This window comes from Pseudomonas sp. XWY-1 (assembly GCF_002953115.1).
Taxonomy (GTDB): domain Bacteria; phylum Pseudomonadota; class Gammaproteobacteria; order Pseudomonadales; family Pseudomonadaceae; genus Aquipseudomonas; species Aquipseudomonas alloputida.
The window spans coordinates 2743847-2765631 of the sequence record NZ_CP026332.1 but is presented as its reverse complement, the minus strand read 5'-3'; the positions used below and the strand labels follow the sequence as shown (position 1 = coordinate 2765631).

Genomic DNA, 21785 nt, shown 5'->3' with positions numbered 1-21785 from the left:
GGCCAGCCTGGGCTGACCGGGGCACGACAGGCGCGCTCAGGCAATCGCCTTGAGTGGCGCCGGGTGGCTGTCACGCAACGCATGCAGCTGCTCCACCAGGTTGACCAGGTCACGACAACTGTTGAGGTCTTGCAGCGCGACCCCGCTGAGGGTCACGCCTTGGTCGAGATCCTGGCCCTGGCCCAGGCGGATGGTCAAGTGCGCGCCATCCGGGCAACTCACTTCACAGCGGTCTGGCAAGCAGGCCTGCTCGATCAGTTGCCGCATCTCTAGCATAGAAACGCCTATCAACGACATGGTACGACCCTCTCTGTGGGATGGTCTGTTGTATGGAAGTACGCCTTTGTCGGGCGGGGCGCCAATTGATATTGCGCATGCTCGGCCAGCTGACCATGCTCCCCGGCAATGAGCATGCGGGGAATCCTCTAGCACCTTAGTGGAAGATTCCCCGCGGCGGCCGAGTGTTCGAATGCATTAGCAGACTTAACGACGAGTGGTCTCGGTCAACTAGGCGTTGGCCAGGCCCCAGCCGGGAAAGGCCAACCAATTAACAGCATCAGTGTGCGGCGCCTCCCCTCTCGTCCTGCATCTGCCCAAACCGCCCGGCATGGAAATCATCGAACGACTCGGCAATCTCCGCCTGGCTGTTCATCACGAACGGGCCGTAGCCAACGATCGGCTCGTCGATCGGCTCACCGCTGAGCAGCAGCACACTTGCGCCGTCCAGCGCCTCGACGGCTACATCTACACCCTCCCGGTCGAGCAGCACCAGGCTGGACGGGCCTGCTTCGCGCTCGCCGTTGAATCGAACGTTACCACGCAACACCACCAGCGCCGCATTGCGACCGGCAGCAACTGGCAACTGCAAGGCCGCGCCGGCGTTGAGCCGCAAATCCCACACGTCCATCGCGGTGAAGGTTCGAGCCGGCCCCTGGTGGCCGTGGTAGTCACCGGCAATCACCCGCAAGCTCCCGGCATCACCGTCGAGCGCTACCACCGGAATGTCGCCGGCCAGCAGCGTCTGGTAGCCGGCCGCTGCACGCTTGTCCCGCGCCGGCAGGTTCACCCACAGCTGGACCATTTCCAGCGTGCCGCCACTGCGTGCAAAGTCCGGGGAATGAAACTCTTCATGAATGATGCCGTTGGCCGCCGTCATCCACTGCACGTCACCTGGACCGATCAAGCCGCCAGCACCGGTGGAATCACGGTGCTCCAGTTCACCTTGGTAGACGATGGTCACGGTCTCGAAGCCGCGATGCGGATGCTGGCCTACGCCGCGTCGTGCTTGGGTCGGGGCGAAATCATGCGGGCCGGCGTAATCCAGCAGCAGGAACGGGCTGATCTGGCTGGCCAGGTTGTCGTAGGTGAACAGGCTGCGCACCGGGAAACCATCACCCACCCAATGGGCGTGGGGGCTGCGGTGAATACCCAGAATCGTTTTCATGAGAAGGCTCCTCTCTTGGCTGAGATAACCTTATCAATGATGCCAATCACGCGGTAGCTGGCTAAAATGGCATGCATCGTTCCACGTACAGAACAGTCAACCCTGCAAGAAATCGAGCACCTGCTCGGCCGCCATGGCCGGGTCTTCCTGCATGAAACAGTGCCCACCGGGAACTTGCCGTGCGGTCACATTGCGGTTCAGCAGCGCCAAGCGATTCACCGAGTGTGGCACGAAGGGATAGGTGTCTTCTCCGTACAACACCCGTGTCGGTGTCGTGATTGCGGCCAGACTGGCCCACATGCGTTTAGGGAATGAACTGAAGATCTCCACTTCACGGCTGGGCCGGCATTTGAGCACCACGGCCTCGCCACATTCACCGATCGCATGCTCGACATAGGCCTGCAGTGCCGCATGGGTCCAGCCTTTGAAGATGCCGCGCCCTTCCAGCGAGGCCAACGCCGACTCGCGATCGGGCCAGTGGCTACGGCGGCTGGCGGCCTTGCGGGCCAGGGCGTGACGCTGATGCAGGCCGACCAGGGCTGCCGCCCCCATCACACCGATCATGCGTCGGCTGAACAGTACCGGGTCGAGCAGCACGGCACGTGCGAACAGTTGCGGCTCACTGCCCAGGATCAGCCCCGTAAGCACGCCACCAAAGCTGTGCCCTGCGGCAAACCGCTGTACGTCGCCATACTCGCCACGTCCGCCCTGAAAGGCCTCCACCGCCAGGGCAGCGGTGCGGTTCCAGCCGCGAAACACCCCACCATGATCACTGTCCCCATGGCCCTGAACGTCGCAGAGCCACAGGTCGAAATGCTCGCCCAGGCGCATCAGCAACGGTTGGTAGGCCAGGCAACAGAAGCCGTTGCCATGCAGAAAGTGCAGCAGCGGTTTGCCACTGGCCGAAGTTCGCCAGCCACGCAGGGTGAAACCTTCGGCGCATTCGTGGGACCAGGGAATCAACTGCATCGGCTTACTGTACTCTCGGGGTCAGGAAAACGCTGATTCTACAAACAGCAGCGGGTACAGGGAAATCACCAGCAACAGGGCCATCACGACATTGAACAGCATCAGCCAGCGCGAATTCTGCAACAGGTTGCGCAGGGCGCTGCCGAACATCACCCATACCCCCACGCTGGGCAAGTTGACCAAAGCGAACAAGGCCGCAATGACGATCACGTTGGTTACATAGCCTTGCGCTGGCGTGTAGGTGGTAATCGCCCCTACCGCCATCACCCAAGCCTTGGGGTTGACCCACTGGAACGCCGCCGCACCCCAGAAGCCCAGGGGTTTGCGAGCACTGGACGCGGCCGTGCCGACCGGCCCGGAAGTGGCGATCTTCCAGGCCAGGTACAGCAGATAGGCGGCGCCAGCGTAGCGCAGCACCGTGTACAGTGGTGGCCAGGCCTTGAATACCTCCCCCAGCCCCAGGCCGACGGCCAGCACCATCATCATGAAACCAAAACTGATACCCAAGGCATGAGGGACCGAGCGGCGCACGCCGAAGTTCACCCCCGAGGCCAGCAACATGGTGTTGTTGGGGCCAGGCGTGATGGAAGATACGAAGGCAAACAGCACAAAGGCAGTCAGCAGGTCGGCAGAGGCAAGCATGGCGGGCATTCCACTTTCTTTATAGGTGCTGTCACACTACCGGAGCCGCCACTCCCAGCGACCGTTACAGTTTGATTAAATTACACAGATACAAATCACTGTATCGCCAACCCGGACCAAGGAAGCCGTCACCATGAGCCTCACCTTTCGCCCTGCCGTGCGTACCGATGCCGAGCAGATCCTCACCTTCATCACCGAACTCGCCGAGTACGAACGCGCCCGCCACGAGGTGGTCGCCACCCTTGCCGACATCGAGCACAGCCTGTTCGACGAAGGCAGCACTGTGCACGCCCTGATGTGCGAGCGTGATGGCCGTGCAATCGGCTTTGCCGTGTACTTCTACAGCTACTCGACCTGGCTCGGGCGCAATGGCATCTATCTGGAAGACCTGTACGTAACCCCCGAACATCGCGGCGATGGTGCCGGCCGGCAGTTGTTGCAGCACATTGCCCGCGAAGCGGTGGCGAACAACTGTGGGCGTCTGGAATGGAGTGTGCTGGACTGGAACGAGCCAGCGATCGGCTTCTACCAGAAACTGGGGGCCGAGGCGCAGGATGAGTGGGTGCGCTACCGCCTGGATGGCGACAAGCTGGCGGCATTCGCCCGCGGGTGATCGCCCGGTTTCTGCACTTCTGCCTGCAGGAAGAAGACTGCAGGCCTGAGCCTGCCGTACCTGCTGTTCAACGGCCTCGCGCGCTGTATGACATTGACGCCAAGCCCGCCCCATGCTCTCCTTATGCCTCGCGTTCAGGTGCCCCTCAGGGGGTGAAACGGGAAACCGGTGCGTCCCAGGCCCTTCAGCAGGGCCGGACAATGCCGGTGCTGCCCCCGCAACGGTAAGCGAGTGAAGCGTCTGTACCACTGTGCCTCGTAGTACGGCATGGGAAGGTGACGCGTTCCAGGAGCCCAGCTCTTCCTCGCAAGCCCGGAGACCGGCCTGGCGTTCATGAACACCCCGCGGTGGGCGGGCGCTGTTGCATTCCCTTGGGCGACCACGTCCGGGGCTGCCGCGCTCGCCCATTGCCCACAAAAAGCAGAGGATCGCGTCATGCCCGTCACCAGCGCCAAACAACACAGCCTTGCTACCCCCGTTACGCTCAGCCAACGTGTAACCATCGCCGTCGGTGCCAGCTTGCTGGGTCTGTGCCTGGTCTACTTTGCCGGGTTCTCGCACATCGAGGCCGTGCACAACGCCGCCCACGACACCCGCCACAGCGCCGCCTTCCCCTGCCACTGAGTACGCCTGATGATCACGCGCATTGCCCGTACTGCGGGCTTCAGCGGGCTCCTTGCAGCCCTGTTGCTGACCTTGCTGCAAAGCTTCTGGGTGGCTCCGCTGATTCTGGAGGCGGAAACCTACGAGTCCTCGGCCCCGGCCGCACACCACGAACACGGTAGCGAAGTTGCCGCTCATGAACACAGCGCCGAAGCCTGGTCGCCGGAAGACGGCTGGCAGCGCGTGCTGTCCACCACAGGCGGTAATCTGGTGGTTGCGGTCGGCTTCGCCCTGATCCTCGCCGCCCTGTACAGCCTTCGCGAGCCCAAACGCGCCGCCACTGGCGCATTGTGGGGGTTGGCTGGCTTCGCCGTGTTCTGCCTGGCCCCAACCCTGGGCTTGCCACCAGAACTGCCGGGTACGGCGGCCGCCGACCTGGGGCAACGCCAAACCTGGTGGGTCGGTACAGCCAGTGCCACAGCGCTGGGCCTGGCCTTGCTGGTGTTCGCCCGCCACTGGCTGCTGAAGGCGCTGGGCGCCGTGCTGCTGGTCATTCCCCATGTAATCGGTGCACCGCAACCCGAGGTGCACGAAAGCCTGGCCCCTGAAGCATTGGAAACCCAATTCAAGGTAGCCTCCTGGCTCACCAACGCCGCCTTCTGGCTGGCCTTGGGCCTGCTCAGCGCCTGGCTGTTCCGCCGTTCCAGCCAGGCTTGATGCCTGCCTTCTATGCCGGTTTTGGCTGCCGCCGGGGTTGCCCGGCGGATACCTTGCAACGCTTGCTGTGCCAGGCCCTGGACAAACAGGGCCTGGCATTGGCTGACCTGCGCGGTATCGCAAGCATCAGCCTGAAGGCCGACGAGCCCGGCTTGTTGCAACTGGCAGAGCACCTCGGTTTACCGTTGGTGCTGTACCATGGCGCGCAACTGCAACCCTATGAACCACTGCTCAGCCACCGCTCCGCCGTTGCCCACCGGCACAGTGGCTGCTGGGGCGTAGCCGAGAGCGCGGCACTGGCCCTGGCCAGCCAGCGGCAGGGTACGGCCAGGCTGCTGCTGACGCGCCAGGTACTGGGCCCGGCGACGCTCGCCCTGGCCTGCTGAGCGTTTCGCCCCCTCTTTCTTGCCAGGACTTTGCATGACCATCTACTTTATCGGTGCCGGCCCCGGCGACCCGGAGCTGATCACGGTCAAGGGCCAACGGCTGATTCGTCAGTGCCCGGTGATCATTTATGCCGGTTCACTGGTACCCGCCGCCGTGCTCGAAGGCCACCAGGCCGAAACCGTGATCAACAGCGCCGAACTGCACCTGGAACAGATCATCGCTGCCATGCGCAGCGCACACGAAAAAGGTCAGGATGTGGCCCGGGTGCACAGCGGCGACCCCAGCCTGTACGGCGCCATCGGTGAGCAGATTCGCCACCTGCAAGCGCTGGGCATCGATTACCAGATCATCCCCGGTGTTACCGCCACGGCAGCGAGCGCCGCCCTGCTCGGCTGCGAGCTGACCTTGCCTCAAGTGGCGCAGACCGTGATCCTCACCCGCTATGGCGACAGCTCGCCCATGCCGCCGGGTGAGCAGTTAGGCGACCTGGCGCGCCATGGCAGCACCCTGGCAATTCATCTGGGGGTCAAGCACCTGTCGCGCATTGTCGATGAGTTGATGCCGCACTACGGCGCGCACTGCCCGGTTGCGGTGGTGCATCGGGCCACCTGGCCAGATCAGGATTGGGTGCGCGGCAACCTCGGCGATATCGTCGAACGCGTAGCGGCCAAGGATTTCCGGCGCACGGCGCTGATCCTGGTAGGCCACGTCCTGGGGGATACACCGTTCGCCGAATCGGCCTTGTACCGCGCCGGGCATGCCCACCTGTACCGCCCTGGCGACTGAACATTGCCAGCCTTGCCTCGGGCGTAGCAGACTCCGGGTTCCCGCCTGCGAACAGGAGTCATGCCCATGCTGGAACTACGCCCCAACTGCGAGTGCTGTGATGCCGACCTGCCGGGTGACAGCCCCGACGTTATGATCTGCTCCTTCGAATGCACGTTCTGCCGTGCCTGTGCCGAAACCCGCTTCCAAGGCCGCTGCCCGAATTGTACCGGGCAGTTGGTAGCCCGCCCGACGCGGGTCGGTCAGGCATTGGCCAACAACCCTGCCTCCACGCTGCGGATACACAAACCGCACGCCGCCTGCGTCTGAACAACTGCAAAGCACCGGCATCACCGCTGTTTCAGGGTGATGTCTTTCCTGTTTCTTGTAGGACTTTTCAACAATAAGCACTGGGGATTTCAACACTTCTATACTCGGCATTACCAAACCTCGGGAATGGTCGTATCGTGCAGCGCTTCCGATAACCCCACTTGCAGACGTATTCCTGAGTGTTCCAGGAAGCGGACCACATCCCTACAGGAGTTTTCCTCATGACAACCGTGCTGATCGTCGACGACCACCCTATTGTCCGGCTGTCGTTGCGCCTACTGCTCGAGCGCGAGCGCTTCCATGTCATCGGCGAGGTCGGCAATGGCAGTGAAGTGGCTCAGGTAGCCCGCGAACTGCGCCCGGACGTAGTCATTCTCGACATCGGCCTGCCTGGCCTGGACGGCATGGAAGTCATCAAGCGATTGCAGAGCCTGGAGCCGGTACCGAAGATCATGGTGCTGACCGGCCAGGCCACCGATCTGTATGTGCGTCGCTGCCTGGATGCCGGAATAGGCGCCTTCGTCACCAAGGAAGAGGACCACGAGGCCCTGCTGTTCGCCCTCAAGGCCCTGACCAAAGGTTATTCGACCTTTCCGCAAATGTCGGTCAACAGCAACTCGCTGGAGAGCGAGCCGGTGCGCCTGGCCAGTCTCTCCAACCGAGAAATGGAAGTGCTGCGGCGCCTTGCGCGCGGTGAGAACAACAAGAACATCGGCACTTGCATGAACCTCAGCGCCAAGACCATCAGCACCTACCGGGGCCGTATCATGGAAAAGCTCAAGACCGAGTCACTGGTGGAAATGGTCGACCTGGCCAAGCGCAACAGCGTCTATTGAGCGCTCGGCTGCCATGAAACAGTTGCTGGCGAGCGTCCTTCTGGCTATCGGTCTGGCCAACTCCACGGAACTGCAGGCCAGCAGTGAACCACGCCATCTGCTGGCGCGCTCGATCAGTGCCGCTGCCCCACTGACGTTATCCGGCGATGATCGCCACTGGCTGAAACAACGCGAACGCCTGGTAATGGGCAGTGCGCGCCCCGATTACCCCCCGTTCGAAATCAACGTCAGCCAGCATGACTATGAGGGACTGAGCGCAGACTACGCCGGCATCATCGGCGAACAGCTGGATATCCCCATTGAAGTACGTCGTTTTGACAGCCGTCACGAGGCCATCACCGCCCTGCGTGATGGCCGTATCGACTTGTTGGGTAGCTCCAACGCCTTCGAGGCGGCGGACGCCCAGCTAAGCCTCAGCACCCCCTATGCCGACGACCTGCCAGTGATCGTCACCCGTGAAGGGCGCAGCTTGAAAAGTACGCCCGAGCTCGCCGGCCTGCGCCTGGCGATGGTCGATCACTACCTGCCGGCCGTCAGCGTTCGCACACTGTACCCCAAGGCGCAACTGAGCCTGTACCGCTCGACCCTGGCCGGGCTCGCTGCCGTGGCGCTGGGCGAGGCAGACGCCTATCTGGGCGATGCCATCAGCACTGACTACATGATCGGCAAAAGTTTTCAGGGCACGTTGAAAATCGACCATTTCTCTCAGTTGGCCCCAGAGGCTTTTGCCTTCGCCATCGCCAGCGACAACCCGCGCCTGCATCGGCTGGTGGACAAGGCGCTGTCACGCATAAGCGAAAGTGAACGCCTGAACATTCTGCGCCGCTGGAGCAGTGGTAACACCAGCCTGCTGCTGCAGCGCCACCTCACCGCCTTGAGCGAAGAAGAAGAATCCTGGATCACCGCCCACCCCACTATCAGCGTACTGGTCAATACCTCGCTGGCACCCTTGACGTTCAACGATGCTCAGCACCGCCCTAGCGGTATCACCCTGGACCTGCTCAAGCAGATCTCGCTGCGCACGGGGCTGCAGTTCACACCCGTCGAGAGTGCTTCATCGCAGGCCATGATCGACCGCCTGGTGCGGGGCGAGGCACAGATGATCGGGGCGCTGGGCTATGGTGCCGACCGCTTGAAGCAACTGCGCTACACCCGCCCCTACCTGGTCAGCCCGCGCGTGCTTGTTACCCGCAACGACGGTGAATCACCTGCACAGGCCAAGGCCCTGGATGGCAAGCGCATCGCCTTGGTGCGCGGCTCACCGCAGCAGGCCGTTTTGCAACAGCGATACCCGCAGGCCGAGATAGTCGAAGTTGACAACCCACTGGGCCAGATGGAGGCCGTGGCCAACGGTGTTGCCGACGCTGCCCTGAGCAGCCATATCAATGCTGCCTATTACATCAGCCATGTGTTCAAGGACCGTTTGCGCATCGCCAACATGCTCGACGACGCTCCGGCCATTGCCGCCTTTGCCGTAGCCGCCGACCAGCCCCAATTGCAGGCCATTCTCGACAAGGCGCTGCTAAGCATTCCACCTGAAGAACTGGACCAGTTGATCAACCGCTGGCGCACCAGCACACTGGTGAGCGACAGCCCCTGGCGCGACTACCGCACCCTGGCTTTGCAGGTGCTGGTGCTATCGGCCCTGCTGCTGGCCGGGGTGGTGTTCTGGAACAGCTACCTGCGCAAGCTGATCAACCAGCGCACCGAGGCACAGCACGCGCTGCAGGCACAGCTCGCGCTGAGCCGCGGGCTGCTGGAGCAGTTACGCCAGGCCAAGGACGATGCCGAACAGGCCAGCCAGACCAAAAGCACCTTCCTGGCCACCATGAGCCATGAGATCCGCACCCCGATGAATGCCGTGATCGGTCTGCTGGAACTGGCCCTGGAAGATAGCCGCAGCGGCCGCAGCGACGCCCAGACCTTGCAGACCGCCCATGATTCGGCCATTGGCCTGCTTGAGCTGATTGGCGATATTCTCGACATTTCCCGCATCGAATCCGGGCACATCAGCCTGCAGCCAGTACCCACCAATCTGGTCGAACTGGTGCGCGCCACGCTGCGGGTGTTCGAAGGCAATGCCCGGGCCAAAGGGTTGCATCTACATGGCGAGCTGCCTGCAGAGCCGGTATGGGTGCTGGCTGATCCACTGCGACTCAAGCAAATTCTGTCCAACCTGATCAGCAACGCCATCAAGTTCACCGACCGTGGTGAAGTGCAGGCATGCCTGCTGCTGCCCAAAGTTGCCGGCCACGGCATTCTGGCTATCGAGCTGAATGTGCGCGACACCGGCATCGGCATCAGCCCCGCCGACCAGGCCAGGCTGTTCAGTGCCTTCGTTCAGGTCGATGGCCCGAGGGCACGTCAAGGGGCAGGCCTGGGGTTGGTCATCAGCCGTACCCTGGCCGAACTGATGGGCGGCGCCCTGAGCCTTCAGAGCGTCGAGGGTGTTGGCACCCGGGTACAAGTCAGCCTGCGGTTACCTGTCTGCGAAGCACCGGCACAAGCGGACCCGCAACTCACCACACATGAAAGTAACAGCGGCCCGCTCAATATCTTGGTGGTCGACGACTACCCGGCCAACCTGCTTTTGCTGGAACGGCAACTGCAAACCCTGGGGCACCATGTGACACTGGCGGAGAATGGCGAGATCGCCCTTGCACGCTGGCAGGAAGCGCGCTTCGACCTGGTGATCACCGATTGCAGCATGCCGGTCATGGACGGGCATGAGCTCACCCGGCGCATTCGCAGCCTGGAGGGTGAGCGCGGCCTGCCAGCAGGCCGTATTCTTGGCGTGACCGCCAACGCCCAGGCCGAGGAGCGTACTCGCTGCCTGGCCAGCGGCATGGACGAATGCCTGTTCAAGCCGATTGGTCTGCGCACGCTCAAGACCCATCTGCCCCAGGTGCGCCCTCAACAGCCGTCGCCGGAGCCTTTCCATAGTGGGTTCGACCTGGCCGAACTGCGTCACCTGACCCAGGACGACGAACAGTTGACGCGGCATTTGCTGGAGCAATTGTCGATAAGCGTCGGTGAAGACCTGGCCGCCCTGAGAGCCTTGGCAACAGACGCCCCTGATGAAACCGTGCGCGCCCTTGCCCACCGCATCAAGGGTGGCGCGAAAATGATCAGGGTGCGCACTGTGGTCAAAGACTGTGAAGCTATCGAACACGCCCACGCAAAAGGGCTGCCGACCGTCGAACAGCGCGCGCAACTGCAACTCAGCCTGCAGGCACTGCTTGACGAGATGCGCGAGGCGCTCAATGCAATTGCAGCGTCGAGGTTATCTGGCTGATGGCGTCCACGACGTGCCGTGAGCCTTGCTGGATTTCCATGATCACCGTCCCCGCCTCATTGGCCAGCGCCACGCCGTGACCGGTGCGGTTGAGGCTCGATTGCATGCTGGCCACTGCCAATAGCGACAGGTCGTGGTTCTGCCGCACCACATCGACGATTTCCAGGGTGGCCTTGCTGGTTCGCGCGGCCAGGTTGCGCACCTCATCGGCCACCACGGCAAAGCCGCGCCCGTGCTCGCCGGCACGCGCTGCCTCGATGGCTGCATTAAGGGCCAACAGGTTGGTCTGGTCGGCGATGCCCCGAATGGTCAGCACAATCTGCCCGATCACATCCGACTGCTTGTTTACCGCGTCGATGCTGCGCGCAGCGTCGTTAAGCTCCTGGGAAATCTGCTCGATTACCTGCACCGCCTGCTGCACCACTTCGGTCCCCTTGCGCGCGCAGGCATCGGTCTGCACCGAGCTGGCATGGGCGGCATGGGCGGCGCTTTGCTGGGTGCAGACCTGATGGGTGATGTCGCTGGCAAACTTGACCACTTTGCACAGGCGGCCCTTGCTGTCGAAGATCGGGTTGTAGGAGGCCTCCAGAAAAACGGTCTGGCCTTGCTTGTTGACGCGCTCGAAGCGGTGCGAGTGGTATTCGCCACGGTTCAGCGAAGCCCAGAACTCTCGGTACTGGGCCGATTCGCGTTCATGCGCCAGGCAGAACAGCCCGTGGTGGCGGCCAACCACTTCATCGAGGCGGTAGCCCATGGTGTCGAGAAAATTCTGGTTGGCCTTGATCACCCGGCCTTGGGGAGTGAACTCGATCACCGCCATGGAGCGGCTGATGGCCTTGAGCAGGCTTTCGCTCTCGTGCTCCAGCACTACCCGCTGGGTGATGTCCGACGCCACCTTGATTACGCTGGTGACTTGCCGGTGCTCGTCCAGCACGGGCATGTAGCTGGCTTCCAGCCAGACCTCGCGCCCCGCCTTGTCGATGCGCTCGAACGTACCGCTGATAGCCTTGCCCTGCCCCAACTCGCGCCACAGTTGCTGGTACTCGGCGCTTTTTGCATAGTCCGGCTCACAGAACAGCCGGTGGTGCTTGCCACGCAGCTCGTCGGCGCTGTAGCCCATGGCCTGGCAGAAGCGCTCGTTGGCGTCGAGAATAGTACCGTCAGGGGCGAACTCGATCATCGCCATGGAACGGCCGATAGCGGCCAGTTTGGCTTGCGCATCGGCCAACGCCTGGCGGGTGCGCTGGATTTCTGCCAAATCAGACTTGCGATGGAAATCGAACATGACGCGGGGCTCCGTATGCGCGGTTTTTTGAGCATAGATCGCCGTTGGCAAGTCGTGGCATCTACAGCGCCTGTCTTGAACCAGCGCGCCCCCCCGTAGGAGCGGGTTCACCCGCGAACACCGGCACAGCCGGTGCCATGCCCCGCAACGCACGCTTCGCAGGTAAACCCGCTACACCTTCGTTTCGGGCCAATCATTCCTGTGGGAGTCGCGCGAGAAGGCCTTGGCGGGCACTCTCAGGTGCTCTCGCGCACCATCAGCTCAAAGCCCAGATCCTGCTGCGCATTCGTCACCCGCTTGCCATCCAGCAACGCCAGCAGCGCCTGTGCCGCGCCCCGCCCCACCGCAGCCCGTGGTGTGCGAATGGAGGTCAGCCGCGGCACCATATGCGCCGACGCAGGCAAATCGTTGAAACCGACCATCGCCACCTGGCGTGGCACCTCCACCCCTTGACGCAAGGCCTGCAGCACCGCGCCCTGGGCCAGGTCGTCGTTACAGAAGAAGATGCCGTCGACATCCGGCGCCTGCTGCATCAGTTGACTGAACAGCACACTGCCCAGGGCAATCGACGATGGCTCCGGGGCCAACACCTCCAGCTCGGCAGCCTGCAAACCAGCCTCTGCCAAAGCCTGACGGAAACCCTCGGCACGCTGCATCACCCTCGGGTCCAGCTGCGCGGCAATGAATGCAAGGCGCTTGCGCCCGCGCTCGATCAGGTGCCGTGCAGCAGCACGCCCGGCCTGATGCTGCGAGAAGCCGACCGACAAAGCCCCTGGCTCGCCATTGAGCTCCATCATGTGCACACACGGCACGCCGCTGGCAGCCAGCATCTGCCGGGCAGCATCGCTACGCTCGAAGCCGGTCAGCAAAATGCCGCAGGGCTGATAGGCCAGGTAATTGCGGATCAGGTTCTCTTCTTCGGCAAGGTCGTAGTGATAGTTGCCGATCAGCACCTCTAGCCCACGAGGGCGCATGACCTCGTGGATGGCCTCCAGGGTGTCGATGAACAGTTGGTTGGACAACGACGGGATCAACACCACCACCGACTGACTGCGTGCCGAGGCCAGCGCCCGGGCGGCCGGGTTGGCAACATAGCCAAGGTTCGCCGCTGCGGCGATGACCTTTTCCACCAGGTCAGGCGCAACGGTGCTGACCCCACGCAAGGCGCGCGAAGCGGTAATCGGGGAAACCCCGGAAAGCCTGGCAACTTCGGCCAGGGTGGGACGACCTGTAGTTCGGGAGCCGGTGCGGGACATGAATGTTGTAATTTTACTACTTGCAAGGAGAGGGAACGGCCACTAAGGTAGCGCTGTCTCAGGATGCAGGCAATGTAATCTTTGGTAGCAGCCACCACGCGCTCGCCACCAGGCGTCCATACTGCGTAAGGACAAGACCAATAACACCGGGGAGGTGGCTGTTCGTCAACGGCGAGACAGCGCTATCTCACCCGCAGGAGGTACTGATGAATTCTCCCCTGTCCGCCATTGTGGTGATGGGCGTGGCCGGTTGTGGCAAAAGCTGCATCGGCGCCGCCATTGCTGCCAGAAGCGGCGGCCGCCTGATCGAAGGCGACGCTTTCCACCCTGCCGAAAACATCCGCAAGATGAGCGCTGGCATCCCGCTGGATGACAGCGACCGTGCCGGCTGGCTGGTCCGCCTTGGTGAAGAGTTGCAAGCCACCACCCAGGCCGGTGAACGCCCGATCCTGACCTGCTCGGCACTAAAGCGCCGCTACCGCGACACCCTGCGCGATGCCATGCCCGGGCTGGTGTTCGTGTTCCTCGAACTGTCGCCTGCCGAGGCCGAAAAACGCGTGCTGGCTCGCCCAGGGCACTTCATGCCGGCCAGCCTCATCGACAGCCAGTTCGCGGCCCTGGAATCGCCACGCGGCGAGCCATTGACGCTGGCACTGGACGCCACCCAACCGATCGAAGCACTGGCCGAAGCGGTGGACCACTGGCTAAAGCACTGCGGTGAGCCGGGCCTGGCGCAAACCGCCTGACCTCGGCGGCTTTTCCGTCTCACCAAAGACAGCGCTACCCCAACCCGTAAACGCGGCAAAGACTCCAAAAAGCTACGCCCAAAACAACGATAAGACCGAGGCCTTCAAACCATGTTCGGACTGGCTACTGATACCTTCCTGCTGCTCGACGCGCTGGTTACCATCGTCGGGCTGATCCTGCTGATCACCCACTTCAAGGTTCACCCCTTTGTCGCCCTCACCCTCGCGGCCGGCTTCCTGGGCCTGACTTCCGGCATGCCGGTGGCCAAGGTCATGAAATCGTTCCAGGACGGTTTTGGCGGCGTACTCGGCTTCGTCGGTATCGTGCTCGCCCTGGGCACCATGCTCGGCAAGCTGATGGCCGACTCCGGTGGTGCCGACCAGATCGCGCAAACCCTCATCCGCGCCTTCGGCAAGAAGAACGTGCATTGGGCGATGATGTTCGCCGCCTTCCTGGTGGGCATCCCGCTGTTCTTCGAAATCGGCTTTGTGCTGCTGATTCCACTGGTGTTCATCGTCGCCCGGCGCTCGGGCGTCTCGTTGGTGAAAATCGGCATTCCGCTGCTGGCCGGCCTGTCGGTGGTGCACGGTCTGGTGCCACCACACCCGGGCCCCTTGCTGGCGATCGGCATTTTCCACGCTGACATTGGCAAGACCATCTTCTACGGCCTGATCGTCGCACTGCCCACCGCGATCATCGCCGGCCCTCTGTTCGGTAACTTCATTTCCCGCTACATCCCGGGCAACCCGTCCCAGGAGCTGATGGACCAGATCGCCAAGGACTCCGATCAGGGCAACCTGCCAAGCTTCAGCATCACCCTGATCACCGTACTGCTGCCGGTCGCGTTGATGCTGCTTAAAACGTTCGCCGACGTGGTGCTGCCTGCCGAGCACATCGTGCGCCAGTGGATGGACCTGATCGGTCACCCGATCACCGCCCTGCTCGCCGCCCTGTTACTGGCCTTCTACACCTTCGGTTCGGCCCGCGGCTTCAACCGCCAGCAGATCATGAAGATGCTCGACCAGAGCCTGGCACCGACTGCCGCCATCGTGCTGATCGTCGGCGCTGGCGGTGGCTTCAAGCAAATGCTGGTGGATACCGGCGTAGGCAACGTGATCGGGCAGATGGCTGTGCAGGCAGAAATTTCGCCGATCATGCTGGCATGGCTGGTGGCGGCGGTGATCCGCATCGCGACCGGCTCCGCAACGGTCGCCACCATCACCGGCGCGGGTATCGTGGCACCGGTGATCGACCTGGTGCCGGGGGTGAACCGTGAGCTGTTGGTACTGGCCACCGGTGCCGGCTCGCTGATCCTGTCGCATGTGAACGATGCCGGTTTCTGGCTGGTGAAGCAGTACTTCAACATGACCGTGGCAGAAACCTTCAAGACCTGGAGCATGATGGAGACGATCCTGTCCATCGTCGGCATCATTTTCATCATGTTGCTGTCGCTGGTGGTGTGACCGTTGATCAGGGTAATGGCACCTTGACGGTTCGGGTAAGGCCAAAGGGAAGTATGAGCCTTACCCGTACAGCAAAGGAGCCTGCCATGCCCCGCTCGATCTTCCTGTCGATTGCCCTGCTCGCCTCGCCGCTGGCCTTTGCTGTCGGCACAGGTCCGACCTACCCCGACGACCCGCACAATACGGCGCCACAACCCGGCGTGGACAGCACCCTCAACCCGATCGAGAAGCCCTTGCCGCGGGCCACCGACCCGCGCATACAGGGCAACGAACCGCAAAGCCCGCCAGCCAAGCAGAATGACAATCGCGATCTGCCGGGGATGGAGGGCAGTGGGTCGGAAGGTACCGGCCGGCAAGGAGAAGGCAGCTCAGGCACAGGTAACCCCTGACGACCCGGCCTGAACTACCACTGACGCTTGTCAGGCCGGGTCAGCCCCAGCTTTTCGATCCGGTAGCGCAGCATATCCCGCGACAACCCAAGCATCCGCGCCGATTTGGTCACGTTCCAGTCGGTGCGGTCCAGGGTCTTGCAGACAAGGTCACGCTCCATGTCAGGCAGGCTTGTACCCGGTTCTGGCTCGTGCCGCGGCATTTCGAACATGGCCGCCATCGGCTGTTGCACCAACGGCTCGTCAACCAAGGTCATGCAAAGGTTCAACTGATGCGCTTGCACCACCTCGTTCGGCGCCAGCAACACGGTCTGCTCCAGCATGTTGCGCAATTCACGCACATTGCCAGGCCAGCTATAACCGAGCAGCAGGCTTTCGGCCTCGGCCGAAAAGCGCAGGTTCGGCTTGCCATAGCGCCGGCTATGGTGGGCAAGGAAATGCCGTGCCAGTAGCAGGATGTCCTGCCCGCGCGAATACAGGCGCGGCACCTTCAGGGCGATAATGCGAAGGCGGAAGAACAGGTCACGCCTGAATTTGCCCTGCTGCACCATTTGCTCCAGATTACAGTTGGTGGCGCTGATCACCCGCAGATCCACCTTGCGTTCCTTCACGGCACCAATCCGGCGGATGCTGCGGTCTTCCAGCAACTTGAGCAGCTTGGCCTGCAGCACCAGGTCCATTTCGCCGATCTCGTCAAGGAACAAGGTACCGCCATCGGCAGCCTCCACCAGGCCTACCCGGCGTTCCTTGGCATCGGTGAACGCGCCCTTCTCGTGGCCAAACAGTTCGGCCTCAAGCAGGTTGGCAGGGATCGAAGCGCAATTGAACTCGATGAAAGGCCCTTTACTGCGCGAACCATCGAAATGCAGGGCACGGGCCACCAGTTCCTTGCCAGTACCGGTCTCGCCTTCGATCAGCACCGGTGGCAGGTCGTCACTGGCCATGCGCCGCTCGGCATCGAGTACCTGGCGCAGGGTGTGCTTGAGGGTGAGCATCACCGGCGACTCGCCGATCAAAGCCTGCAACCCGGACTTCTGCGCCTCGCGCTCCTGGTAGAACGACAGCGTGCGCTCCATGCGCTCGGTAGCCAGGGCCTTGTCCAGGGTCAGCTTGAGCTCGGCCAGTACCACCGGCTTGGTCAGGTAATGAAAGGCGCCCTCCTTCATCGCCTGCACGGCATCTTCGACATTGCCGTAGCCGGTCATCATGATCACTTTCAGGTCCGGCACCTGGGCCACCAGCGTGCGCAGCAGGTCGTGCCCGCTCATGCCTGGCAACGAGTTGTCGGTCAGCACCGCGTCAGGTTGCGCCCGCTTGATCTGCTCCAACGCCAGCTCCGCGCTGTGGCACACGATGACTTCGTAGCCCTTGAGGCTGAGGTAGGTGCGAATGTTGTCGGCAAGGATTTCATCATCCTCGACGACCAGGATGCTGTGCTCCATGTTCCCCTCCCGCTGCAATATTGAATGTAAGGCTGACGCGGGTTCCTTCCTCTTCGCGGCTGCTCAGGCTGACCGAGCCGCCAAAACGTTCCATGATGCGTTTGACCAGGGCCAGGCCTACACCGAGGCCACCCTGCTTGGTCGTGAAGAACGGTTTGAACACCATCCGTTCCTGCTGCTGGCTCATGCCTTTGCCGGTGTCGGTCAGCACGAACTCGGCACGCACGCCTTCTTGCACATTGACCTGGGCATTGAGCATCCCGCCAGCGGGCATGGCCTCCAGGGCGTTGGAAAACAGGCTGTTGAGAATCTGCGTGAGCTGCAGCGGCTGGCTGACCACCCATTGCACGTCAGGCCCTTCGAAATGGAAGCGCACGCCGTTGCGTTCGATCTGCTGGGCAAAGGCCAGGTGGGTGTCCTCAATAGCCGCCACCAGGTCCACGGCCTCGGGCTCGTCACTGGCCGGGCGCAACGACACCAGCAGGTCGCGCACCCAGCGCGACATGCGGTCGACCTGGCTGATGATGTCAGTGATGTTCTTCTGCGCAGCAGCGTTGGCGGTTTCCTGGGCAAGTTCGGCGCTGGAGCGTATGTTGGCCAGCGGGTTACGCATGCTGTGAGCCACTGCCGACGACATTTCTCCCAGCGCCACGTAGGTTTCGCTAGCCACCAGCCTGTCCTGCTGCAGGTGCAGCATGTGTGCCGCCCGGCGCACGATCCAGAACAGGCCGAAGTAGATCAACGCCCCACCCACCAGTGTCGAGGCCCAGATCAGCACATAGCCGCGCTGGATGCGCCGGATGAGGTCTTGCGGCTCCTTGTAGATTTCCACCATGGCCAGTACCTGCTCACCCTGGCTGTCGAACAGCGGGATGTAGTTCTCGATGAACAGGTAGCGTGGTGCGCGCTGAAACTTCTGCTCCTCACGATCGTCCGCAACCTTGTGATAGCTGGCCGACACCGCCTTGCGCGAGCGGAAGGCGCGCTCAAGATCGCCATCAGCCTCTATCCGCTTGCCAATCAGCTCCACGTTGGTGGACCAGACAATGGTGCGGTCGCGGGCATAGACATTGGCCAGCAAGGTGTCCGGCAGGTGCTCGACATGATCGAGGAACTCGATCCGGGTCGATTCGGCCAGGGCCGGGGTGACCTGCAAGTGCTGCAGGTCCAGCCGCGGGTCCAGCAACTCGCCCATGGTGGTGCCAGGCGGCAATTGCGAATGCCGCACTTCGGCCTGGGCCATTGCCTGAATGAACTGCGCGGTAAGCATGGCATCGCGCTCCACGCTGTCGCGCACCACGAAGCGCGTCGAAACGTAACCCAGCCCACCTGCCACCGAGGTAATGATCAACAGGCTGATCACCGAAAACCAGCGCAGCAGGTTGAATTCACGCAAGGGTACGGGCCGTCCGCTGGCGGTCGCATTGGCCTTGTCGGGCACTTCGTCTTCCAGCATCTGCATCCCGTGATTCCCGCGCAGGGCGTACGTTCAGAACTGCATCAAGGCCAATGGCAACAGCCACTGGGTAGCAATCCACCTGGGCAGTCGCAGCTGCCATTTGTCGCGTGTCGCGCTTCACAAACTTCGCTGCAAAAACTTGGCCATCAGCAACATGCAAAATTAAAAATGTTATTTTTCAGTAGGTTGCCAGAACTTATTAAGATTAATTAGAGGATTAACCCCCACATTTGGGTGATTATCACCCAAAAACATAAATCCTTTTGATATCAACATCTTACTGAACCATCTTGATGTCATTTGACGAATTCACGCCAGTCGGAAACTTAACGAAACCCTTGTGCCATGGCCTTCACTGCTGCTGAGCCGGACCGTACCGCCGAAACGTTCCATGATGCGTTTCACCAGCACCAGCCCCACCCCCAGCCCACCCTGTTTGGTGGTGAAGAACGGCCGAAAAGCCATACGCTGCTGCTCTTCGTTCATGCCCTTGCCATTGTCGGACAGGCGCAAGGTCAGGCTACGCCGGTTGTGACGTACCACCTCGATACGCAACCGCCCGCCCTGCTCCATCGACTCCAGGGCATTGGCGATCAGGCTACTGAACACCTGGCGCAGCAATACCGGGTGCCCCAACACCTGCACGGCCGGTAACGGTTGCAGGTCCAGGCTTACCCCGCCGCGCGCCAGCGGCACAGCGTAGGTCTGCAGGCTTTCCTGCAACGCCTGCGGCAAGTCCACCGCCAACGCCTCGTCGTTCAGCGGGCGCAGTGACTGCAGCATCTGGCGGATCCACTGCGACATGCGATCGACCTGGCTGATGATATCGTTGACTTGGAGTTGCGCCGGGCCTTCGTCGAACGCCTGGGCCAGTTCGGCACTTGAGCGGATGCTGGCCAGCGGGTTGCGCAGGCTATGGGCCACCGCCGAAGACACCTCACCCAGTGCCACGTAGGTTTCGCTGCTGATCAGGCGTTTCTGCTGCACCGCCAGCAGCCGTGCAGCGCGGTGCATGATGCCGTAAAGGCCGATATAGACCAGTGCAGCGCCGACGGTGATGGCCAACCAGATCAGGACCAGGCCATGCTCGATGCGTGCGATCAGGTCATGGGGCTCTTTATAGATCTCGACCATCGCTGTGACCTGCTCGCCATCGGCATCGAACAGCGGAATATAGTTCTCGATCAATAGCTGCCGGGGCGGGATGATGAACTTCTGCTCGGAGCGGGCCTGTTCGAAATTGTGGTAGCTGGCCGAAACCCGCATCTTGTACTCGAAAGCCCGATTCAAGTCTTCGTCGCCTTCAATCAGCTTGCCGATCAGTGCCGGGTTGGTGGACCAGATCACTGTATGGTCCAAAGCATAGATATTGGCCAGCAGCATATCGGGCAGGTGAGCGATATGGTCAAGGAACTCGCCGCGGGCCTTGCGCCGGGCTTGCGGGTCGACGTCGGGCAAGTTATTGCGGTCGGTGCGCGGGTCCAGCAGTTCGCCCATGGTCCGCACATTGGGGATCGACACATGGCGCACTTCGGCATCGGCGATGGAGGTGATGAACTGTGCGGTGAGTAACGCGTCACGCTCGACGCTCTCGTCGATGATGAAACGGCTGGAAATCAGCCCCAAGCCGGCAGCCACCGAGAGGATGATGGCGAGACTGACCCAGGCATACCAGCGCAGCAGGTTGAACGGCTTGCGCGGGACGGCCAACTCGTTACCGGCAGGCACGTCAATAGTGTCGGAACGAGGGGCGACGTCCATAACGGACACCTCAGTTGGGCACCTTTAGAAGGTTATAGCCCAGACTTGGGGAAACCATGGTATTAAATTAATGGCATCCGCCGAAGGGTATTTATCCCCTCCTCACTTCACTACCCGATACAGACTGAGGGTGGCGCGGCCCCTGTGGGAATACGGGATCTGCAAGCCAGTCGTTACAAAGGCGAATCGTCAGCCAACCCTTGCAACTTGCGATACTCCCGCAACACCGTGGGCACATAGCGCCGGGTCTCGGCAAACGGCGGCACGGCACCGCGCCGCAATACAGCATCCGGGCCAGCGTTGTAGGCCGCCACGGCCAAGGTGATGTCGTTGTCGAACAGGGTGAGCATCTGCTTGAGGTAGCGTGCCCCGCCTTGCACATTGTCTTCCGGGTCCAGGCGGTCTTGCACCCCCATCTCACGGGCAGTGTCCGGCATCAGTTGCATCAACCCCACTGCACCCGCCCGCGAACGGGCTTTGGGGTTGTAGCCGGACTCGGCCTTGATCACTGCATGCAGCAGCGCCGGCGGCAGGTTGTGGACACGCGCAGCCGTGGCGACTACCTCGGCGTAAGGGCGGCCCGTGATCATCTGCGCTTTGACCGGCCCACCCTGGGCCAGCGGCTCGTTGATCACCTTTTCATAGTGTCGCCCGGGTCGATGGACATTGCTCAGGACGTAGCCCCCCTTGGCATCGATTGAGATGTACACATCGGCCTGGGCAGCACCTGCCGCCAGCCAGATCAAACCAAGGATGAGTCCACGCATGCCGGTCGCCTCTTCGTCGTGGCCCCCGATGTGGGGGAAATGCCCCGGAAAACCCGAGGACAGTCACCACGACGCAAGCACTGTGCCGCTTCCTGTGCCGCATGGCGCAAGGCCCCGAGGCAGACGTGCACGGCTGTTGCATGGTGCATGTCAACGCTTGTCCCCATGCAGTGGAGGGTTTCACCATGCAGCGCAGAACCAACCCGCAACGTGGCTTCACTCTGCTTGAACTCCTGGTGGTCCTGGTGGTACTCGGCCTGCTGGCCGGCATCGTCGCGCCCAAGTACTTCAGTCAGCTCGGCCGCTCCGAGGCCAAGGTAGCGCGGGCGCAGATCGAGGGGCTGAGCAAGGCCCTGGACTTGTATCGCCTGGAGGTCGGCCACTACCCCAACAGCGAACAAGGCTTGCAGGCGCTGGTGGTCGCCCCCAGTGGCGAGGCTCGCTGGACCGGCCCGTACCTGCAGAAGGCCGTGCCGCAAGACCCGTGGGGCCGCCCTTACATCTACCGGCAACCCGGCGAGAACGGCGGTGAGTACGACCTGCTGTCGATGGGCAAGGACGGCCAGCCGGGTGGTGATGGGGAAAACGCCGAAATCACCAGTTGGCAGTAAGGAG

21 protein-coding genes, 2 pseudogenes and 1 riboswitch are annotated in these 21785 nt (G+C 62.2%); of the genes and pseudogenes, 12 read left to right on the top strand and 11 right to left on the bottom strand.

Annotation, left to right across the window (positions count from 1 at the left end):
• Positions 1-36: 36 nt before the first annotated feature.
• The 4 genes from PRJ_RS12835 to PRJ_RS12820 all read right to left on the bottom strand — a co-directional run bounded on the left by PRJ_RS12835 (position 37) and on the right by PRJ_RS12820 (position 3064).
• Complete coding sequence (locus tag PRJ_RS12835; RefSeq protein WP_064491187.1) at positions 37-297, bottom strand: DUF1652 domain-containing protein; 261 nt, start codon at positions 295-297, stop codon at positions 37-39.
• A 259-nt stretch (positions 298-556) separates the two neighbouring features.
• Positions 557-1444 carry a pirin family protein gene (locus PRJ_RS12830; protein ID WP_104961581.1) on the bottom strand — a complete coding sequence of 296 codons (888 nt, stop codon included), beginning with the start codon at positions 1442-1444 and terminating at the stop codon, positions 557-559.
• A gap of 96 nt (positions 1445-1540) precedes the next feature.
• Positions 1541-2413 carry an alpha/beta fold hydrolase gene (locus tag PRJ_RS12825; protein ID WP_104961580.1) on the bottom strand — a complete coding sequence of 291 codons (873 nt, stop codon included), beginning with the start codon at positions 2411-2413 and terminating at the stop codon, positions 1541-1543.
• Positions 2414-2434: 21 nt separating this feature from the next.
• Complete coding sequence (locus PRJ_RS12820) at positions 2435-3064, bottom strand: LysE family translocator (protein WP_012052198.1); 630 nt, start codon at positions 3062-3064, stop codon at positions 2435-2437.
• Between the two features lie 124 nt (positions 3065-3188).
• On the opposite strand from PRJ_RS12820, the gene PRJ_RS12815 reads away from it, so the two are divergent.
• The 8 genes from PRJ_RS12815 to PRJ_RS12780 all read left to right on the top strand — a co-directional run bounded on the left by PRJ_RS12815 (position 3189) and on the right by PRJ_RS12780 (position 10601).
• Positions 3189-3668, top strand: coding sequence for a GNAT family N-acetyltransferase (locus PRJ_RS12815; RefSeq protein WP_010954276.1), 480 nt, complete (start codon positions 3189-3191; stop codon positions 3666-3668).
• A gap of 119 nt (positions 3669-3787) precedes the next feature.
• Positions 3788-4011: riboswitch (cobalamin riboswitch) on the top strand.
• Positions 4012-4103: 92 nt separating this feature from the next.
• Positions 4104-4292: a CbtB domain-containing protein gene (locus PRJ_RS12810; RefSeq protein ID WP_014590842.1), complete on the top strand. Its 189-nt coding sequence runs from the start codon at positions 4104-4106 to the stop codon at positions 4290-4292.
• Between the two features lie 9 nt (positions 4293-4301).
• Entirely contained in the window at positions 4302-4988 is a 687-nt protein-coding gene (locus tag PRJ_RS12805; RefSeq protein ID WP_014756910.1) for a CbtA family protein, read from the top strand.
• Positions 4988-5374 carry a cobalamin biosynthesis protein gene (locus tag PRJ_RS12800; RefSeq protein ID WP_020190465.1) on the top strand — a complete coding sequence of 129 codons (387 nt, stop codon included), beginning with the start codon at positions 4988-4990 and terminating at the stop codon, positions 5372-5374. The genes PRJ_RS12805 and PRJ_RS12800 overlap by 1 nt, the downstream gene beginning before the upstream one ends.
• Positions 5375-5408: 34 nt before the next feature.
• Positions 5409-6161 carry a precorrin-4 C(11)-methyltransferase gene (gene cobM, locus PRJ_RS12795; RefSeq protein WP_014590839.1) on the top strand — a complete coding sequence of 251 codons (753 nt, stop codon included), beginning with the start codon at positions 5409-5411 and terminating at the stop codon, positions 6159-6161.
• Between the two features lie 66 nt (positions 6162-6227).
• Positions 6228-6470 (top strand): DUF1272 domain-containing protein, encoded by a 243-nt coding sequence (locus PRJ_RS12790; RefSeq protein ID WP_064491192.1) that lies wholly within the window; start codon positions 6228-6230, stop codon positions 6468-6470.
• A 221-nt stretch (positions 6471-6691) separates the two neighbouring features.
• A complete protein-coding gene (locus PRJ_RS12785) occupies positions 6692-7306 on the top strand; it encodes a response regulator transcription factor (RefSeq protein WP_003253824.1) in 615 nt (204 codons plus the stop codon).
• Positions 7307-7319: 13 nt separating this feature from the next.
• Positions 7320-10601 (top strand): transporter substrate-binding domain-containing protein, encoded by a 3282-nt coding sequence (locus tag PRJ_RS12780; protein WP_104961579.1) that lies wholly within the window; start codon positions 7320-7322, stop codon positions 10599-10601.
• Here the strand turns inward: PRJ_RS12780 and PRJ_RS30690 are convergent.
• The 3 genes and pseudogenes from PRJ_RS30690 to PRJ_RS12770 all read right to left on the bottom strand — a co-directional run.
• A pseudogene (locus tag PRJ_RS30690) lies at positions 10567-10986 on the bottom strand (methyl-accepting chemotaxis protein); the annotation flags it as partial. The gene PRJ_RS12780 and the pseudogene PRJ_RS30690 overlap by 35 nt on opposite strands.
• Before the next feature lie 117 nt (positions 10987-11103).
• Positions 11104-11781, bottom strand: a pseudogene (locus tag PRJ_RS30685) (PAS domain-containing protein); the annotation flags it as partial.
• Positions 11782-12122: 341 nt separating this feature from the next.
• Positions 12123-13142: a LacI family DNA-binding transcriptional regulator gene (locus PRJ_RS12770; RefSeq protein ID WP_003253830.1), complete on the bottom strand. Its 1020-nt coding sequence runs from the start codon at positions 13140-13142 to the stop codon at positions 12123-12125.
• A 206-nt stretch (positions 13143-13348) separates the two neighbouring features.
• Here PRJ_RS12770 and PRJ_RS12765 point away from each other — a divergent pair, with 206 nt between their 5' ends.
• The 3 genes from PRJ_RS12765 to PRJ_RS12755 all read left to right on the top strand — a co-directional run bounded on the left by PRJ_RS12765 (position 13349) and on the right by PRJ_RS12755 (position 15741).
• Entirely contained in the window at positions 13349-13888 is a 540-nt protein-coding gene (locus PRJ_RS12765; RefSeq protein ID WP_010954284.1) for a gluconokinase, read from the top strand.
• A gap of 111 nt (positions 13889-13999) precedes the next feature.
• Positions 14000-15352, top strand: a complete 1353-nt coding sequence (locus PRJ_RS12760) for a GntP family permease (protein ID WP_060489439.1) — start codon at positions 14000-14002, stop codon at positions 15350-15352.
• An 86-nt stretch (positions 15353-15438) separates the two neighbouring features.
• The gene (locus PRJ_RS12755; RefSeq protein WP_020192721.1) at positions 15439-15741 is read left to right on the top strand and encodes a hypothetical protein; all 303 of its coding nucleotides are present in this window, start codon (positions 15439-15441) and stop codon (positions 15739-15741) included.
• A gap of 14 nt (positions 15742-15755) precedes the next feature.
• On the opposite strand, the gene PRJ_RS12750 is transcribed toward PRJ_RS12755, so the two are convergent.
• From PRJ_RS12750 to PRJ_RS12730, 4 genes are all read right to left on the bottom strand, one after another.
• A complete protein-coding gene (locus tag PRJ_RS12750; protein WP_104961577.1) occupies positions 15756-17183 on the bottom strand; it encodes a sigma-54 dependent transcriptional regulator in 1428 nt (475 codons plus the stop codon).
• Entirely contained in the window at positions 17152-18645 is a 1494-nt protein-coding gene (locus PRJ_RS12745) for a HAMP domain-containing sensor histidine kinase (protein ID WP_104961576.1), read from the bottom strand. Before PRJ_RS12745 ends, PRJ_RS12750 begins: the two co-directional genes overlap by 32 nt.
• A gap of 306 nt (positions 18646-18951) precedes the next feature.
• Complete coding sequence (locus PRJ_RS12735; protein ID WP_104961574.1) at positions 18952-20403, bottom strand: HAMP domain-containing sensor histidine kinase; 1452 nt, start codon at positions 20401-20403, stop codon at positions 18952-18954.
• Between the two features lie 173 nt (positions 20404-20576).
• Complete coding sequence (locus PRJ_RS12730) at positions 20577-21170, bottom strand: lytic transglycosylase domain-containing protein (RefSeq protein WP_020192387.1); 594 nt, start codon at positions 21168-21170, stop codon at positions 20577-20579.
• Between the two features lie 185 nt (positions 21171-21355).
• On the opposite strand from PRJ_RS12730, the gene gspG reads away from it, so the two are divergent.
• Complete coding sequence (gene gspG, locus PRJ_RS12725) at positions 21356-21781, top strand: type II secretion system major pseudopilin GspG (RefSeq protein WP_003253843.1); 426 nt, start codon at positions 21356-21358, stop codon at positions 21779-21781.
• Positions 21782-21785: the final 4 nt, after the last annotated feature.

Excerpts from the sequence above, each read along its gene's own strand:
- PRJ_RS12835 (WP_064491187.1), bottom strand. The coding sequence starts at position 297 with ATGTCGTTGATAGGCGTTTCTATGCTAGAGATGCGGCAACTGATCGAG.
- PRJ_RS12830 (WP_104961581.1), bottom strand. The coding sequence starts at position 1,444 with ATGAAAACGATTCTGGGTATTCACCGCAGCCCCCACGCCCATTGGGTG.
- PRJ_RS12825 (WP_104961580.1), bottom strand. The coding sequence starts at position 2,413 with ATGCAGTTGATTCCCTGGTCCCACGAATGCGCCGAAGGTTTCACCCTG.
- PRJ_RS12820 (WP_012052198.1), bottom strand. The coding sequence starts at position 3,064 with ATGCCCGCCATGCTTGCCTCTGCCGACCTGCTGACTGCCTTTGTGCTG.
- PRJ_RS12815 (WP_010954276.1), top strand. The coding sequence starts at position 3,189 with ATGAGCCTCACCTTTCGCCCTGCCGTGCGTACCGATGCCGAGCAGATC.
- PRJ_RS12810 (WP_014590842.1), top strand. The coding sequence starts at position 4,104 with ATGCCCGTCACCAGCGCCAAACAACACAGCCTTGCTACCCCCGTTACG.
- PRJ_RS12805 (WP_014756910.1), top strand. The coding sequence starts at position 4,302 with ATGATCACGCGCATTGCCCGTACTGCGGGCTTCAGCGGGCTCCTTGCA.
- PRJ_RS12800 (WP_020190465.1), top strand. The coding sequence starts at position 4,988 with ATGCCTGCCTTCTATGCCGGTTTTGGCTGCCGCCGGGGTTGCCCGGCG.
- cobM (WP_014590839.1), top strand. The coding sequence starts at position 5,409 with ATGACCATCTACTTTATCGGTGCCGGCCCCGGCGACCCGGAGCTGATC.
- PRJ_RS12790 (WP_064491192.1), top strand. The coding sequence starts at position 6,228 with ATGCTGGAACTACGCCCCAACTGCGAGTGCTGTGATGCCGACCTGCCG.
- PRJ_RS12785 (WP_003253824.1), top strand. The coding sequence starts at position 6,692 with ATGACAACCGTGCTGATCGTCGACGACCACCCTATTGTCCGGCTGTCG.
- PRJ_RS12780 (WP_104961579.1), top strand. The coding sequence starts at position 7,320 with ATGAAACAGTTGCTGGCGAGCGTCCTTCTGGCTATCGGTCTGGCCAAC.
- PRJ_RS12770 (WP_003253830.1), bottom strand. The coding sequence starts at position 13,142 with ATGTCCCGCACCGGCTCCCGAACTACAGGTCGTCCCACCCTGGCCGAA.
- PRJ_RS12765 (WP_010954284.1), top strand. The coding sequence starts at position 13,349 with ATGAATTCTCCCCTGTCCGCCATTGTGGTGATGGGCGTGGCCGGTTGT.
- PRJ_RS12760 (WP_060489439.1), top strand. The coding sequence starts at position 14,000 with ATGTTCGGACTGGCTACTGATACCTTCCTGCTGCTCGACGCGCTGGTT.
- PRJ_RS12755 (WP_020192721.1), top strand. The coding sequence starts at position 15,439 with ATGCCCCGCTCGATCTTCCTGTCGATTGCCCTGCTCGCCTCGCCGCTG.
- PRJ_RS12750 (WP_104961577.1), bottom strand. The coding sequence starts at position 17,183 with ATGGAGCACAGCATCCTGGTCGTCGAGGATGATGAAATCCTTGCCGAC.
- PRJ_RS12745 (WP_104961576.1), bottom strand. The coding sequence starts at position 18,645 with ATGCAGATGCTGGAAGACGAAGTGCCCGACAAGGCCAATGCGACCGCC.
- PRJ_RS12735 (WP_104961574.1), bottom strand. The coding sequence starts at position 20,403 with ATGGACGTCGCCCCTCGTTCCGACACTATTGACGTGCCTGCCGGTAAC.
- PRJ_RS12730 (WP_020192387.1), bottom strand. The coding sequence starts at position 21,170 with ATGCGTGGACTCATCCTTGGTTTGATCTGGCTGGCGGCAGGTGCTGCC.
- gspG (WP_003253843.1), top strand. The coding sequence starts at position 21,356 with ATGCAGCGCAGAACCAACCCGCAACGTGGCTTCACTCTGCTTGAACTC.